The 14,365-nt window shown below is 62.6% G+C and carries 14 protein-coding genes and 1 riboswitch; of the genes, 1 reads left to right on the forward strand and 13 read right to left on the reverse strand.

What is annotated here, in order from left to right; genetic code table 11:
- The 13 genes from H7C19_RS32625 to H7C19_RS32685 form a co-directional block, all read right to left on the reverse strand.
- Positions 1-1,405 (reverse strand): oligosaccharide flippase family protein (locus tag H7C19_RS32625; RefSeq protein ID WP_185673271.1); only part of this gene is annotated, 1,405 nt, incomplete at its 3' end.
- A 300-nt stretch (positions 1,406-1,705) separates the two neighbouring features.
- Positions 1,706-2,248 carry a stage V sporulation protein T gene (spoVT, locus tag H7C19_RS32630; RefSeq protein ID WP_185673272.1) on the reverse strand — a complete coding sequence of 181 codons (543 nt, stop codon included), beginning with the start codon at positions 2,246-2,248 and terminating at the stop codon, positions 1,706-1,708.
- 525 nt (positions 2,249-2,773) lie between these two features.
- Positions 2,774-3,589 (reverse strand): ABC transporter ATP-binding protein, encoded by an 816-nt coding sequence (locus tag H7C19_RS32635; protein ID WP_185673273.1) that lies wholly within the window; start codon positions 3,587-3,589, stop codon positions 2,774-2,776.
- 42 nt (positions 3,590-3,631) lie between these two features.
- Positions 3,632-4,516: an ABC transporter permease gene (locus H7C19_RS32640; protein WP_246470176.1), complete on the reverse strand. Its 885-nt coding sequence runs from the start codon at positions 4,514-4,516 to the stop codon at positions 3,632-3,634.
- Positions 4,517-4,521: 5 nt separating this feature from the next.
- The gene (locus H7C19_RS32645) at positions 4,522-5,547 is read right to left on the reverse strand and encodes an ABC transporter substrate-binding protein (protein WP_185673274.1); all 1,026 of its coding nucleotides are present in this window, start codon (positions 5,545-5,547) and stop codon (positions 4,522-4,524) included.
- A gap of 77 nt (positions 5,548-5,624) precedes the next feature.
- Positions 5,625-5,744, reverse strand: a riboswitch (guanidine-I (ykkC/yxkD leader).
- A gap of 218 nt (positions 5,745-5,962) precedes the next feature.
- Positions 5,963-6,670 (reverse strand): urea ABC transporter ATP-binding subunit UrtE, encoded by a 708-nt coding sequence (urtE, locus tag H7C19_RS32650; RefSeq protein WP_185673275.1) that lies wholly within the window; start codon positions 6,668-6,670, stop codon positions 5,963-5,965.
- Positions 6,657-7,436: an urea ABC transporter ATP-binding protein UrtD gene (gene urtD, locus H7C19_RS32655; RefSeq protein ID WP_185673276.1), complete on the reverse strand. Its 780-nt coding sequence runs from the start codon at positions 7,434-7,436 to the stop codon at positions 6,657-6,659. The genes urtE and urtD overlap by 14 nt, the downstream gene beginning before the upstream one ends.
- A complete protein-coding gene (urtC, locus tag H7C19_RS32660; protein ID WP_185673277.1) occupies positions 7,387-8,499 on the reverse strand; it encodes an urea ABC transporter permease subunit UrtC in 1,113 nt (370 codons plus the stop codon). The genes urtD and urtC overlap by 50 nt, the downstream gene beginning before the upstream one ends.
- Before the next feature lie 39 nt (positions 8,500-8,538).
- Complete coding sequence (urtB, locus tag H7C19_RS32665; protein WP_185673278.1) at positions 8,539-9,444, reverse strand: urea ABC transporter permease subunit UrtB; 906 nt, start codon at positions 9,442-9,444, stop codon at positions 8,539-8,541.
- A 236-nt stretch (positions 9,445-9,680) separates the two neighbouring features.
- A complete protein-coding gene (urtA, locus tag H7C19_RS32670) occupies positions 9,681-10,910 on the reverse strand; it encodes an urea ABC transporter substrate-binding protein (RefSeq protein WP_376775472.1) in 1,230 nt (409 codons plus the stop codon).
- A 422-nt stretch (positions 10,911-11,332) separates the two neighbouring features.
- Positions 11,333-12,235: a MetQ/NlpA family ABC transporter substrate-binding protein gene (locus H7C19_RS32675; protein ID WP_185673280.1), complete on the reverse strand. Its 903-nt coding sequence runs from the start codon at positions 12,233-12,235 to the stop codon at positions 11,333-11,335.
- 182 nt (positions 12,236-12,417) lie between these two features.
- Positions 12,418-13,086: a methionine ABC transporter permease gene (locus tag H7C19_RS32680; protein ID WP_185673281.1), complete on the reverse strand. Its 669-nt coding sequence runs from the start codon at positions 13,084-13,086 to the stop codon at positions 12,418-12,420.
- Positions 13,083-13,868, reverse strand: coding sequence for a methionine ABC transporter ATP-binding protein (locus H7C19_RS32685; protein ID WP_185673282.1), 786 nt, complete (start codon positions 13,866-13,868; stop codon positions 13,083-13,085). Before H7C19_RS32685 ends, H7C19_RS32680 begins: the two co-directional genes overlap by 4 nt.
- 244 nt (positions 13,869-14,112) lie before the next feature.
- On the opposite strand from H7C19_RS32685, the gene H7C19_RS34525 reads away from it, so the two are divergent.
- Positions 14,113-14,365: hypothetical protein (locus H7C19_RS34525; protein WP_221469599.1), on the forward strand; the 253-nt coding region annotated here is incomplete at its 3' end.

The following is a 14,365-nucleotide window of genomic DNA, read 5'->3' on the forward strand; positions in this document are numbered from 1 at the left end:
CGAGCGCCGCGTTGAGCGCCGCCTTGACGAGAGCGGCGGCGGCCAGGTAGAGGGCCGGCGAACGCAAGTCGCCCAGGCCCTGGAGCAAGGCGGCGCTCACCGCCTGGAGCGCGGCCCCGAGGCTCGCGAAGGCGAGCAGCGCCATCGCGCCCGTGCCGTGGCCGTTCTCGAACAGCGCGACGTTGACGGGCTTCGCGAGCAGCGCGAGCCCGACCGCCGCGGCGCCGCCGAACCACCAAGCGAGCCGCATCGCGAAGGCGGTCTGCTCGCCGAGTCCCGCGGCGTCGCCCTTGGCCCGCGCCGCCGTCATCGCGGGCACGAGCGCGGCGGCAGCGCCGCCCGCCGCCATCGCGACGAGCTGCAGCAGGGCGATGCCGCGATTGTACTCGCCGAAAGCAGTCATCGCGGCGGCCGCCGTCCCGCCCGCGCCCTGCAGCAGCCGCGGCAGCGTGAACGCGTCGATCAGGCCGAACAGCGGCGCCACTACGGAGCCTGCGGCGACCGGCAGCGCGACGGCCGCGATGCGGCGCACGAGCGGCCAGCCCCTCTCGGCCCGCGCGGCGGCCGGCGCAGGCGCGAAGGGCTCCCACTCCTGCGCCGGCCTCCCTCCGCTTGCGCCAGCGTCGGCGCGTCCTCCTTGAGGCTCTCGCCTCGACGCGAGCGCGCCAAGCGCCTTGCCGCTCTCTTCAGCGTCGACGCGTCCGCTCGGCGGCTCCCGCTCCGACGCCGGCTCAGGCCGCGCCTCGGTCTTCCCTGCGTCGCGGCGGCCGCCCCATCCCGGCAGCAGCATCGCGACGAGCCCCGCCGCGGCGCCGGCCGCCAGACCCCCGTGCACGGCGGCGGCCGTCGCCGCCGGGGAATACGCCTCGCGCAGCGCCCACAGCAGGGCGATCAGCATGAAGGCGACGCGCGCCGTCTGCTCCAGGAGCTGCGAGGCGGCCGGACGCAGCATCTCCAGACGGCCTTGCGAGTAGCCCCGCAGCGCCGCCGTCATCGGCGCCACGAGGAGCGCGAGCGATGACGTGCGGATGGCGGCCGCCGCTTCGGGCGAGCCCATCCAGCCGGCCAGCGCCTGCGCGCCCGCCTGCAGCAGCCCGAAGGCGGCGAGCCCCGTCAGCGACAGCAGGACCATCGCGTAGCGCCGCACGCGGCGCGCGCCGGTCTCGTCGCCTGCGGCATGCCGTTCGGCGACGAGCAGCGAGACCGCGACCGGCACGCCCGCCGCCGCCAGCGTCATCCACATGACGGCTAGCGCGTAGACGGCGCTATAGAGGCCGAAGACCCGGTCTCCGGCCAGATTCTGCAGCGGGATCTTCTGCAGCGTCCCGATCAGCTTGGACGCCAGGGCGGCGCCCCCGAGCAGCGCCGCGCCTTGCCATACGGCTTTGGGAGCGTTCGATTTCAATATGCGCTTGAACCGTGCCCGGCGATACGCGCCGCGTGCCGGTCCCCTCCTCTGCATCAAGGTGCTTGGTGAGACCATTATAGCACACGGCGCAGCGGCAGTAGCCCCGCGCTGGCTGGATAGCCTGTCTGCGCATCCCGCCGGCCCGCAGACCCTTTCCTTTCCCGCCGGGTAAACGATCCTTTCGCCTCGCCAAAAAAGCTTCTCGGACCGTGGATGAAGCCACACCTCCGGGAAGCTTTTTCGTTTGCGCGGCCTGCCGTCCGGCAACCGCATGCGCCGAGGACGCGTTGGCGCCTCCTATTGCTCCATCTGCTTCGCCAGGAAGCCCGCCGCCGTCTCGACCATCTTGCTCTCCATCTCGGCCATCGAGACGCCGTCTTCCTTGCTCAGCAGGACGACCGTCCCGATCGGATCGCCGCCCGCCACGATCGGCGCCGCCACGAAGGAACTGAGCGCCTCGTTGCCGTCGCGGATCAGATCGTACTGGCCGGCGTTCGCCTCGAGCGTGATCTTCCGGTTCTCCATGCAGTTCTCCAACAGGTTGCCGATCGGTTTGTCCAGATACTCCTTCTTGGAGGCGCCCGCCACCGCGATGATCGTATCGCGGTCGGAGATCAGGCAGACGTGGCCCGTGCTCTCGGACAGCGACTCGGCGTATTCCTTCGCGAAGTCGCCCAGCTCGCCGATCGGCGAATACTTCTTAAGGATGACTTCCCCGTCCCGGTCGACGAAGATCTCCAGCGGATCTCCTTCGCGGATGCGGAGCGTTCTGCGGATTTCTTTTGGTATGACTACCCGACCGAGGTCATCAATGCGGCGTACAATACCGGTTGCTTTCATGGTTTCGTGTTGCCCCGCTTTCTTGGATGTTTTGGACCATGGCCTTTGCCGCTGAATGTGCAGCGAACGACTGTATGACGAACGCTTTGACCACTCGGGAGATGGTGAACTTGAACTTGGGAGTAGTATTCAACCCCTCCCAATTTCTTATGCGCTCGCCCTGCGCTGGAGGGAAGCCCCATCCGTGCGCCCCGCCGGCCCCCAAACCCGCTCCGGACAGTCGATTTGGCAACATGTTCCTCCGTCTTATCCCATCCTTACCCAAGTTCGCGGGGCACCCGCCGATCATTCGCCGGGAATGCCGATGAAGCCATCCCCTCCGGACATCGTCCTTCCAAGGATGGCCTTCTCCCGACTATCGGAGCCAATCTTTGCTGCTGGAACTCGGCCCGTGCCTTCTCCACGCCGGACCTGCTGCCGACCGAATTCCCCGATTCGCCGGGTTCCCGGCCTATCGTCCACCAGGGCCGGGATCGCCATCGCCGCCCTGCTCCGGTCCGGCCTGGCGTAGCGGGATTGCCCCCGCTACGCCTCTTTGTGCTTCAGCAGCGAAGCGAGCTCCCGCTTCAGCTTCAGGAAGTCGGGATGCTCCCGCACTTCGGGCGTTCGTTCGGCAGGCAGGGCGACCTGGTATTCCCCGATCATCCTCCCCGGCCCGGCCGCCATGACGAGGATGCGCTGCGAGAGGAAGATGGCCTCGTCGATGTCGTGCGTGATGAAGAGGACGGTCGTTTTCTCCTTCGCCCATACGTCGAGCAGCGCCTCCTGCATCTCCAGCTTCGTCTGCGCGTCCAGCGCGCCGAACGGTTCGTCCATGAGCAGCACCTTCGGTCCGTTTGCCAGCGCGCGGGCGATCGCGACCCGCTGCTTCATCCCACCGGACAACTGCTTCGGGAACCGGTTCGCGAAGCTCTCCAGCCGGGTGATGCGCAGATAGCGATTCGAGACGGCCCGGCGCTCCAGGATCGGCACGCCCTTCAGCTTAGGCCCGTATTCGATGTTCTGCCGGACGGTCAGCCAAGGGAACAACGTATACCCCTGGAACACCATGCCCCGGTCGGCCCCTGGACCGACGACGGCGACGCCGTCCACCGTCACTTCGCCGACGCTCGCCTCCTCGAGTCCGGCCACGATGCGCAGCAGCGTCGATTTGCCGCAGCCCGACGGACCGACGATCGTGACGAATTCGTTCGCCGCGATATCGAGCCGAATGTTCCCCAGCGCCTGGAATTCCGTCTTGCCCGTACGATAGCTTTTCCCCACCCCGCGGATCGCGATGGCGCCGTGTCCCGCCGCCTCCGTCTCCATCCGGATCTCCCTTGCCAGCGTCTCCTTCGTCATTGCGTTAGCCCCTTTCTCGTTCGTCCGATTGCGCCTGCCAAGCTACACCCAAGGGAAGAAGCGCCGGTTCAGGAAAGCGAAGATGCGGTCGCTGAAGAGCCCCAGCAGCCCGATGACGATGATGCCGACGAAGATCTGGTCCGTGTTCAGAAACCGCTGCGCCTTCATGATCGCATAGCCGAGACCGCTGTTGACGGCGACCAGCTCGGCGACGACGAGATACGTCCAGGCCCATCCGAGCATGAGCCGCATCGTGTTCATCAGCCTCGGCTGCACCGCCGGGATGACGACCGTCTGAACCGCCTGCCAGCGGCTGGCCCCGAGCGTGAAGGAGGCCTGCACGAGATCCTTGGACACCTGCCGGGTGTCCGAAGCGACCATCAGCACCAGCTGGAAGAAGCAGCCGATGAAGATGAGCAGGATCTTCGCCCACTCTCCGATGCCCGCCCACACCATGATGAGCGGAATGAACGCGACGGCCGGCATGTACCGGATGAACTCCATCGGCGGCTCGACGAACGCTTCCGCGAAGCGGAATGTGCCGGCGATGAGGCCGATCGGGATCGCGAGGAGACAGGCGAGCGCGAAGCCCGCGGATACCCGGAATACGCTGATGCCGATATGGTGCCAGTAAGCCTGCGTGCCGAGCAGGTCGAAGAAAGTGTGCAGCACCCGGTCCGGCGTCGGCAGGAATACCCGGCTCACCATGTTGCCGTAGCTCAAGATCGACCAGAAGGCCAGCATGACCAGAAAAGAGACGATGGCCGTCACAGCGAAGCCGCGTTTGGGGATGTCCTCGAAGATCTGAATCCGGTGCCGTCTGGTCGGCTTGCGAAGAGCGCCGGCAACCGCTCGGGGCCCTCCGCCCGCCTTCGGGCCTGCGGCCGCTTCTTGCCGCGCGCCATGTCCTTTTTCCGCATGCATCATCCGGTTTACCCCCCTGCCGCTTTTTGAACGAACTTCGGCTCGAGAATCGCGTCTACGTTCGGAACGTCCGAGATCATATCCAGCTTCTTCAGGAATTCGGCCGTCTTCGTCCCCGTGTAGGAGAGCGAAGTCAGGTCATCTTTCTTGGCGAACGCCTCTACGTTGTCCTGCGCGCTGAACAGCTTGATGCTGTCGAGGCCGAGCTTGAAGTCCTCCGGCGTCGTCTCCGCCTTCTTGGCCATCATCTCGATCGCTTCCTGCTCATGATCCTTGAAGTACGCCAGCGCGTCGAACCAAGCGTCGATGATCTTCTGCACGTCGTCCGAACGCTTCTCCACGACGCTCTGGCGGAAAACGAGCAGATCGGGGATGAGGCCCGGCGTATCCTTCGAGGAGAAGAGCACCTTGCCCTTGCCTTCCTTGACCGCCGTCGTCTGGAACGGCTCCCAGAGCACCGAAGCGTCCGTCTTGCCGGAGATGAAGGCGGGGCCGGCGTCGTTGACCGTCATGTTGACGTAGTTGATGTCGGATTCCTTCAAGCCGTTCTGCTCCAGCGCCGTCAGCAGCAGCAGGTGATCGACCGTGCCTAGCTCCGTGGCGACCGTCTTGCCCTTCAGATCCTGGATCGACCCGATCTCCGTCTTGCTGACGATGGCGTCGCCGCCGTTGGAGTTGTCGTTGACGAGGACCGCCTTCAGCTTGATGTCCTTGGACGCCGGCGCGAGCGTATCGCTCAGCGTCTGGCTGTTCGCGTCGACCTTGCCGGTAGAGAGCGCCTGCAGGGAATCGCTGTATACCGGGAACCACTTGAGCTCGACGTTGACGCCGTGCTTCTCGAAGAAGCCCTTCTCCTCGACCAGGTACCAGAAGAACCAGCCCGGCCAAGGGCTGAGCGCGATCTTGATGGGCTCGCCGGACGAACCGTCCGCCGAATCGCTCTTGCCGCATCCGGCCAGCGCCGCGCTCGCCACCATCGTCAACATCAGGGCCATGACGACCGATATCAGCGTCTTGCGTCTTTTTCTGTTCATGCTCTCCCGCTCCTTCTCATGTGAAACTTATCAATTCCGTATGCCTAAATTTAGACAGAAAAAGCCTCGGAGTGAGGGTCTCCCAGGCTTTTGTCCTTCCGTGTAATATGGCGGTCCGCACCGGACCTAAGCGCCATACGCCGTCTCTCGGACCAGCTTGACCTTGGCAGGTCAACGGAACCCTAGACAGCCACGTTCCTCATCGAACGTCGTGTATTTTATTGTTAGGTTTACTAACGTATATAATGAGTCCCTTCGCTTCATTTGTTGCTATTCTATCAATGAATTCAAAAAAGAGTCAATACTTATGTTAGTTTTTATTACATTTTATTCGGTATTTTTGTGAATCGTGCATCTCGCGTCATGTTTAGAGCGCGTTATGCCGCTTCTATTCCGAACATTCGCTTCCGCCAGTCTAGACGGTGAGATATCGCATCACCATCGGATCGTCCAGCTCTTCGCGGACGCCCTCCCAGACGATGGCGCCTTTCTCCATGATGTAGAAGCGGTCGCCGACGCTGCGCACGAATTCGAGGCTCTGCTCGACGAGGAGGATCGAGGTCCGGCCTTCGTCGCGGATGGAACGGATGACGTCTTCGATATCCTGCACGATCGAAGGCTGAATCCCTTCGGTCGGCTCGTCGAGCAGCAGCAGCTCCGGCTCCGCCGCGAGCGCCCTCGCGAACGCCAGCTGCTGCTGCTGCCCGCCGCTCAGGTCCCCGCCTCGCCGCTCGTACATCTCCTTCAGCGCCGGGAACTTCGCGAGCGCCTCCGCCGGGATCTCCTTGGCCTGGCGGCGTTTGCGGTCGCGGCTCGCTTCGAGTCCGATGCGCAGATTCTCCCGGACGGTGAGCTGCGCGAAGATCTCCCGCCCCTGGGGCACGTAGCCGATGCCGCGCCGCGCGCGCTGGCCCGGCGCCCGGCGCGCGAGGTCGTCCCCTTTGAACGAGACCGACCCGCGCTTCGTCTTCAACAGTCCCATGATGCTCTTGACCAACGTCGACTTGCCGACGCCGTTGCGCCCCATGAGGCAGACGACCTGCCCCGGCTCTACCCGGATCGATACGTCCCGCAGAATAACGCTCTCCCCGTAGCCCGCTTCCAGCCGTTCAACCGACAGCATCGACATCCCGCCTTCTGCCGAGGTAGACTTCCGCTACCCGATCGTCTCTTTGCACTTCGTCCATCGTGCCTTCCTTCAGCAGCTTGCCTTCGTGCATGACCGTCACTTTGCTCGCGAAGTTGCGCACGAACGCCATATCGTGCTCGACGACGACGACCGTCCGCTTGCGTACGATCTCCTGGAGCAGCTCGCCCGTCTTCTCCGTCTCCTTGTCGGTCATGCCCGCGACGGGCTCGTCGAGCAGCAGGATCTCCGGCTCCTGCAGCAGCATCATGCCGATCTCGAGCCATTGCTTCTGCCCGTGCGAGAGGCGTCCGGCGCGCAGCGCGCGCTGGTCTCCCAGGCCGATGAGCGAGAGCTCCGCGTCGATCCGCTCGCGCTCCGCCTTCTTCATCGCCGTCGTCCGGAGCGCGGCCCAGACGCCGCGGTTCTGCGACATCGCGATCTCCAGATTCTCCTCCACGGTCAGTCCCGCGAAGATCGAAGGCGTCTGGAACTTGCGGCCGATGCCGAGCTCGGCGATCTTGTGCTCCTTGCGCTTGGTGATGTCGATGCTGCCGGACTTCGCATGGAACGTCACCTTGCCGGAGACGGGCTTCACCTTGCCGCAGACGACGTCCAGCATCGTCGTCTTGCCCGCCCCGTTCGGGCCGATCAGGAAGCGCAGCTCCCCGGGCTGCAGCGCCAGGTCCATGCCTTGGACCGCCTTGAAGCCGTCAAACGCTACGGTTACTTTCTCGCAGGACAGGATTGAGGGCTTGGTCATGGACAGCCTCCTTTCGCCGGAATAACGGGCCGATCTGCTTCGCGAGTCCGACGATGCCGCCGGGCAGGAAGACGGTCGCGACGATGAACAATCCGCCGAGGAAGAAGGTCCAGATCTCCGGATACGACTCGGAGAGGCTGCTCTTGGCGTAGTTCAGGGCGACCGCGCCGATGACGGCGCCGACGAGCGCGCCTCTCCCGCCGATCGCGACCCACAGGATCATCTCGATCGAAGGGACGATCGCCATCATCGAAGGAGAGATGATGCCGACGTGAAGCACGAACAGCATGCCGGCGATGCCGGCGAGCGCCGCAGAGATCGCGAAGGCGGCCATCTGGTACATCGCCGGATCGAAGCCGAGGAACCGCACCCGGTTCTCCCCGTCGCGGATGGCGCGGAGCACTTTGCCGAACCGGCTCTTCACCAGGTACCGGCACAGGACGAAGGCGCCGATCAGGACGATGACGGTCGCAAGATACAGTCCCGTTTTCATCCCGTCCGTCTTCAGCCCTTGGCCGAACAGCTTCGTGAAGCCGGTCAGCCCGTTCGTGCCGCCGGTATACGCCTGCTGGCCGATGAAGAGCGTCACGGTGATGATGACGAGCGCCTGCGTCAGGATCGTGAAGTAGACGCCCCTAATCCGGTTGCGGAACGTGAAGAAGCCGAGAAACAGCGCGAGCGCGGCCGGAATGAGGATGCCCAGCAGGACGGCGACTCCGAACGACTCGAACGGCGCCCAGAACCACGGCAGCTTCGTCACGCCGCTCCAATCCATGAAGTCCGGCAATCTCCCGCCGGCGGCCGCGAGCTTCAGATGCATCCCCATGGCATAGGCGCCGAGGCCGAAGAAGACGCCGTGTCCGAGACTCAGAATGCCGGTATAGCCCCAGATCAGGTCAAGACCGAGCGCCACGATGGCGAAGGCCAGGAATTTGGCCAGCAGATTCAAGCGAAAGTCGCTGAGATAGAGCGGCGCCGAGAACAGCGCGGCCGCGGCGGCCGCATAGCCGAGCAGCAGCCAGAGCTTGCGCGTGCGGGGAGCCGTAAGGGCTTGAAGCATCATCCATCACCTCCTTCTGTTGATTCCGGGGCGCGGGGCCCGTCAATCGAGCGAGCGCGTCTTGACCGCGAACAGGCCCATGGTCCTCCACTGCAGGAACGCCACGATCAGGACGAAGACGAACACTTTGCCGAGCGAGGCGGTCGACCACCATTCGAACAGCGTGTTGAACATCCCGATGCCGAGCGCGCCCGCCACGGTGCCCACGAGCTTGCCGACCCCGCCCAGCACGACGACCATGAAGGCGTCGACGATGTAGTTCGTGCCGATCGTCGGACCGATCGCGCCGATCAGCGACAGCGCGCAGCCGGCGATCCCCGCGATGCCGGAGCCGATCGCGAACGTCATGCCGTCGACGCGGCGGGTCGAGATGCCGAGACAGGCGGCCATCTCGCGGTTCTGCATGACGGCGCGCATCCGGCGCCCCGGCCCGCTGCGGTAGATATACAAGTACATGGCAAGCAAGCAGACGAGCACGAGTCCGATGATGAACAGCCGCTTGTAGGGGAAGACGACCCCGTCCATGATGCGCATGCCGCCGTCCAGCCACGAAGGGCTCGTCACGGCTACGTTCGGCGCGCCGAAGATGGACCTGGCGACCTGCTGCAGGACGAGGCCGACGCCCCAGGTCGCGAGTAGGCTGTCGAGCGGCCGTCCGTAGAGGAACCGGATGAGGGTCGCTTCGAGCAGATAGCCGATCGCGAAGGCGACCGCGAAGCTGACGACGATCGCCACCGGGAAGTAGGCGTCGAATGCGCTCTTGGGGAGCGCCGACTTGAACACGTTCTGCGTGACGTAGGCTGCATAGCTGCCGATCATGATGAACTCGCCGTGCGCCATATTGATGATCTTCATCAGCCCGAAGGTGATGGACAGCCCCAGCGCGATCAAGAGCAGGATGGAACTTACGCTGAGTCCGTTGAACAGTTGGGTGAGCCACATTTCCATCGACTCCGCACCCGCTTTCCTAAGGTCTGGGGAAGCAGCGGAGGGAAGACCCCGAATCGATCGACCGTCGTCGATCCGCCGGCTTCTCCCCCCTGCTTGGCTAGGCTGCTGCTTCGGCTGCGTATGTGAGAATAGATGAATCAGAGGACGCTGCGCCGTCGCTTCGGCGGCTGGCGGCCGGAGTTTCCCGAGCGTTCGAAGCGTTCCGATCGTTTTTAGCCGGCGGGGACCGGATCTTACGATCCGCCGCTCAGTCCCTTGGCCCAGTCGTATGTCTTCAGGTACGGATCCGGCTTCACCGGGCTGCCGGAATTCCACAGCTCCTTGATCATGCCGTCCGATTGGATCTCGCCGATGCGCACCGTCTTGTAGATGTGCTGGTTGTCGCCGTCGATCGTCACCTTGCCTTCAGGCGCGTTCCACTCGATGCCCTTGGCGGCTTCTTTCACCTTCTCGACGTCGAAGGAGCCCGCCTTCTCGACCGCGGCCGCCCATAGATGAACCGCCGTGTAGCCCGCCTCCATCGGATCGCTCGTGACGCTGTCCGCGCCGTACTTCTTCTTGAAGTTCTCGACGAACGTCTTGTTCTCCGGCGTGTCGGTCGTCTGATAATAGTTCCAGGCGACGAGGTGGCCGGCCAGGATATCCGCGCCGATCCCCTTCACTTCCTCTTCGGCGATGCTGACGGACACCGTCGTGAGATCCTTGGCGGCGATGCCCGCATCCTTCAATTGCTTGAAGAAGGCTACGTTGCTGTCGCCGTTGAGCGTATTGTAGACGACGTCAGGCTTCGCCGACTTGATCTTGGCGATGATCGTGGAATAGTCCGTATAGCCGAGCGGGGTATATTCTTCGGCGACGGCCTCTCCGCCCTTGGCGGCGAGCTGCGCCTTGATGATCTTGTTCGCGGTGCGGGGGAAGACGTAGTCGGAGCCGAGCAGGAACATCTTCTTCTTGCCTTGCTCGAGCAGGTAGTCGATCGAAGGTACGATCTGTTGGTTGGTCGTCGCGCCCGCGTAGAAAATGTAGGGGGAGGATTCCAAGCCTTCATACTGCACCGGATACCAGAGCAGGCCCTTCAGCTCTTCGAAAACGGGGAGCATCGCTTTGCGGCTCGCGGACGTCCATCCGCCGAACACCGTCGCGACTTTGTCTTCGGAGAGAAGCTTGCGCGCCTTCTCCGCGAAGGTCGGCCAATCGGACGCGCCGTCCTCGATGACCGGTTCGATCTTCTTGCCGAGCACGCCGCCCTTGGCGTTGATCTCGTCGATCGCCATCAGCTCGGAGTTCTTCACCGTCACTTCGCTGATCGCCATCGTGCCGCTGAGGGAGTGCAGAATGCCGACCTTCACCGTGTCTCCGCCCTCGCCCGCCGACGCGCCGGAGGATGCGGATGCCGATGGCGACGCAGAGGCCGATGGAGATGCATTCCCCTTCTCGTTGCCGCCGCAAGCCGCGAGCGCCATGCTGGCCGTTAAGACAAGACCCAAGCTCTTGAACAAATGGACCTTCCTCATTACGCCACTCCCCGTTCCCTATAATGGTTTTGTCTCTAGATCCGAACGTTCCGCTCTTTGGAGCCCCTTGCCGTTCGTGAGCCCATTATAGGGGCGACAGGTAAATCATGTCAATATAATTAACACATAATTCCGTCAAATTTACGAATCGCACGTTTTTCAGGAGACTTTTCTGTAATTTATGTTATGTTTAATAACATTTAGTTCAAATTCATCGGAGTTTATTGGGAGATGTAACAATCCGTGTCGCGGCATTTTGAACCTTTGCGGGTGCGATCTCAGGCGCGGGGAAGACCAAAAAACCGTCCCCGCAGACTGGGTCTGCATGGGACGGCTGCTTGGAATGGCGTCAACGCGACGGTTCGAAACGCTTAGAACGCGGGTACGACCGCTACGCCGTACTTCTCCTCGATGAACTTCTTCACCTCAGGCGTGGTGAGCGCCGCATCGAGTTTTTGGATCTCCTCGCGGTTCTCGTCGCCCTTGCGAACGACGATGACGTTCGCATAAGGGGAGTTCGCGTCCTCCCTGAAAAGCGCGCTGTTCGGATCGATCTTGGCTTCGAGCACGAGATTCGTATTGATGATCGCGCCGTCTACGTCGGGCAGCGCGCGCGGCAGCGTCGCGGAGTCGGCTTCGACGAACTTCAGCTTCTTCGGATTGTCGACGATATCCTTAGGCGTCGCTTCGTACGTGGTCAGCCCGTCCTTCAGCTTGATCAGCCCTTGCTGCTGCAGGAGCACCAGCGCGCGGTACTCGTTGGACGGATTGTTCGGAATGCCGATCTTGGCGCCTTCTTTGATCTCGTCCTTCGACTTGAGCTTGTCGGAGTAGAAGCCGATCGGCTCCACGTGCACCTTGGCCGTCACGGCGAAGTCGAAGCCCTTCTCCTTCGCGACGGAGTCCAGGTAAGGCACGTGCTGGAAGTAGTTCGCGTCGATCTGTCCGTCCTTGAGCGCCGGATTCAGCTGGCCCTCGTCGTCGAAGACGATGACGTCCAGGTTCACGCCTTGTTCCTTGAGCGCGGGCTTGACGAAGTTCAGAATCTCGGCGTGCGGCACGGCGGCCGCGCCGATCTTCAAGGTCGTCTCTTTGGGAGGCTCGGATGCGGACGGACTTGCGGATGCGCTGGCGGAAGCCGAAGGGCTCGCGGACGATTCGGACGGAGAAGCGGACGATCCGTTGTTGTTGTTTTTGGAGCCGCATCCCGACAGCAGCGTTCCCGCCACCAGCAAGATGGCGGTCACCGCGAACAGGCTTTTCTTTTTAGACATTTTTCTCCACTCCCTACTTTTCATTGGATATCTATTTGGCGAAGCTGTAAAACCTGCTCCAAGATGCTGGCCTGAGCGTCGTTCTCCCCAGTTTCTTCGATTCCGCTTCACAGCGGAAGAAACTCGGCTCGAAAAGTCGCACAATCCACCATCTCTCCGCCGTAGTTGCGCCAAAAAAGGCGTCAATCGGCCTTGGTCCTGCGTCTCAGGATGGACTTCGCGATGCCGTCGCCCGACCACTGGATCGCCTGTACGAGCGCGATGATGACGAGGACCGTCGCGATCATGATGTCTTCCCGGAACCGCTGGTAGCCGAACCGGATGGCCAGACTCCCGAGCCCGCCCGCCCCGATCGCGCCGGCGACGGCCGTGAACTCCGTGATGGCGATGATCGCGATCGTGATGCTCCGAACGAGCGCAGGTAGCGCCTCGGGGATCAGCACCCGGAAGATGATCGTCAACGGCGTCGCGCCCACCGACTTCGCGGCTTCGATCTTGCCCTCCGCGACCTCCTTGAGCGAGTTCTCGATGATCCGCCCGAGGAAAGGCGCCGCCCCGATCGACAGCGAGACGATCGCCGCCGTCGGTCCGAGCGTCGTACCGACGACGAGCCGGGCCAGCGGCAGCAGCAGCACGATGAGGATGATGAACGGCAGCGACCGGACGCTGTTGATGACCAGGCTGATCAGCTTGTTCAGCTTCGGCGCCTGAAGGACGCCGCCCTTGTCGGTGACGACCAGCGTGACGCCGAGCGCCAGCCCGAGCGCGAGCGCGAAGAGCGACGACCAGAATACCATGTACAACGTCTGCCGCAGGCCTTCCCACAGCAGATCGATCAGATCGTCTCTCATATGCCCGCACCCGCCCCTTCCAGTTCGTAGGTCCGGTTGCGGTAGCGGTCTACGATGCCGACGAACCGGCGCGCCGTATCGCTCTGCGGGTTCAGGAAGAACTGATCCACCGTCCCCGTCTCGACGATCGTGCCGCCCTCGATCACGGCCATGTGCCGGCAGATGTGGGAGAGGACGTCGAGCTCGTGCGTGATTAGGACGATCGTCAGCTTGAGCTTGCGGTTGATGTCCTGCAGCAGCTCCAGGATCGAATAGGTCGTCTGGGGATCGAGCGCCGAGGTCGCTTCATCGCTCAGCAGCACGTCCGGCTCGTTCGCGAGCGCCCGGGCGATGCCGACCCGCTGCTTCTGTCCGCCGCTCAGCTGCGCGGGATACGCGCCCGCCTTGTCGCTGAGCTGCACGAGCTCCAGAATCTCGGCGACCCGCTCGCGGATATACGGCTTCGGATGTCCCGCCACCTGCAGCGGGAAAGCGACATTGTGCCAGACCGTCTTGGCGTCGAGCAGATTGAACTGCTGGAAGATCATCCCGATCTTGCGCCGGGCGAGCCGGAGTTCCTTGTCGTTCAGATCGGTAATGACGTGGTCGCCGATCCGAATGCTGCCCGAGTCCGGCTCCTCCAGCCGGTTCAGGCAGCGGATGAGCGTGGACTTGCCCGCACCGCTGAAGCCGATGATGCCGAAGATGTCCCCCTTGTCGATGGTGAGGTTCACCTCGGATAGGGCCGTTACGGTGGATGAAGGCGTTGCGTAGCTCTTGCACAAATCACGAATCACGATCATCGGCGCCGTTCACTCGCTTTCCCCCCGTGGGGTAAAATGAAAAAAGACCAAGCCTCGCGCGTCTGTCCTGCGCGTGAACTTAGTCTCCAGTTATCTGGTCAACTAGGCTATTCGGTTGAAAGGGCGTCACCGACTTGCTCCATAACCAACTAAAACCATCGGTTTTTATTTAATTTAGACGAAGAATGGGCGGATGTCAAGACGAATTTTGGGAGAGAAGGCACTGGCGGGGCGAAAGACCTAGATGGATGTAGACGAGCGGAAAGTTGAGATGTGCTTCTATCGGCGTGGTTCGGCGGTTTCGGCGAATGTAGGTAGTTTAAATGCCTACATCGTGGGGGTTTCGACGTTTCCAGCGAATGTAGGTAATTTATTTACCTACATCGAGAGGATTCCGCCAGTTTCAGCGAATGTAGGTAGTTTAATTACCTACATCGAGGGGGCTCCGACAGTTTCGGCGAATGTAGGTAGTTTATTTCAATGGCATTGCATTAAAG

This window comes from Cohnella nanjingensis (assembly GCF_014212125.1).
GTDB classification, from domain to species: Bacteria; Bacillota; Bacilli; order Paenibacillales; family Paenibacillaceae; genus Cohnella; species Cohnella nanjingensis.

What these genes read in the sequence shown, in the direction of transcription:
- spoVT (WP_185673272.1), bottom strand. Translation starts at nt 2,248, where the DNA reads ATGAAAGCAACCGGTATTGTACGCCGCATTGATGACCTCGGTCGGGTA.
- H7C19_RS32635 (WP_185673273.1), bottom strand. Translation starts at nt 3,589, where the DNA reads ATGACGAAGGAGACGCTGGCAAGGGAGATCCGGATGGAGACGGAGGCG.
- H7C19_RS32640 (WP_246470176.1), bottom strand. Translation starts at nt 4,516, where the DNA reads ATGATGCATGCGGAAAAAGGACATGGCGCGCGGCAAGAAGCGGCCGCA.
- H7C19_RS32645 (WP_185673274.1), bottom strand. Translation starts at nt 5,547, where the DNA reads ATGAACAGAAAAAGACGCAAGACGCTGATATCGGTCGTCATGGCCCTG.
- urtE (WP_185673275.1), bottom strand. Translation starts at nt 6,670, where the DNA reads ATGCTGTCGGTTGAACGGCTGGAAGCGGGCTACGGGGAGAGCGTTATT.
- urtD (WP_185673276.1), bottom strand. Translation starts at nt 7,436, where the DNA reads ATGACCAAGCCCTCAATCCTGTCCTGCGAGAAAGTAACCGTAGCGTTT.
- urtC (WP_185673277.1), bottom strand. Translation starts at nt 8,499, where the DNA reads ATGATGCTTCAAGCCCTTACGGCTCCCCGCACGCGCAAGCTCTGGCTG.
- urtB (WP_185673278.1), bottom strand. Translation starts at nt 9,444, where the DNA reads ATGGAAATGTGGCTCACCCAACTGTTCAACGGACTCAGCGTAAGTTCC.
- urtA (WP_376775472.1), bottom strand. Translation starts at nt 10,910, where the DNA reads ATGGCGCTCGCGGCTTGCGGCGGCAACGAGAAGGGGAATGCATCTCCA.
- H7C19_RS32675 (WP_185673280.1), bottom strand. Translation starts at nt 12,235, where the DNA reads ATGTCTAAAAAGAAAAGCCTGTTCGCGGTGACCGCCATCTTGCTGGTG.
- H7C19_RS32680 (WP_185673281.1), bottom strand. Translation starts at nt 13,086, where the DNA reads ATGAGAGACGATCTGATCGATCTGCTGTGGGAAGGCCTGCGGCAGACG.
- H7C19_RS32685 (WP_185673282.1), bottom strand. Translation starts at nt 13,868, where the DNA reads ATGATCGTGATTCGTGATTTGTGCAAGAGCTACGCAACGCCTTCATCC.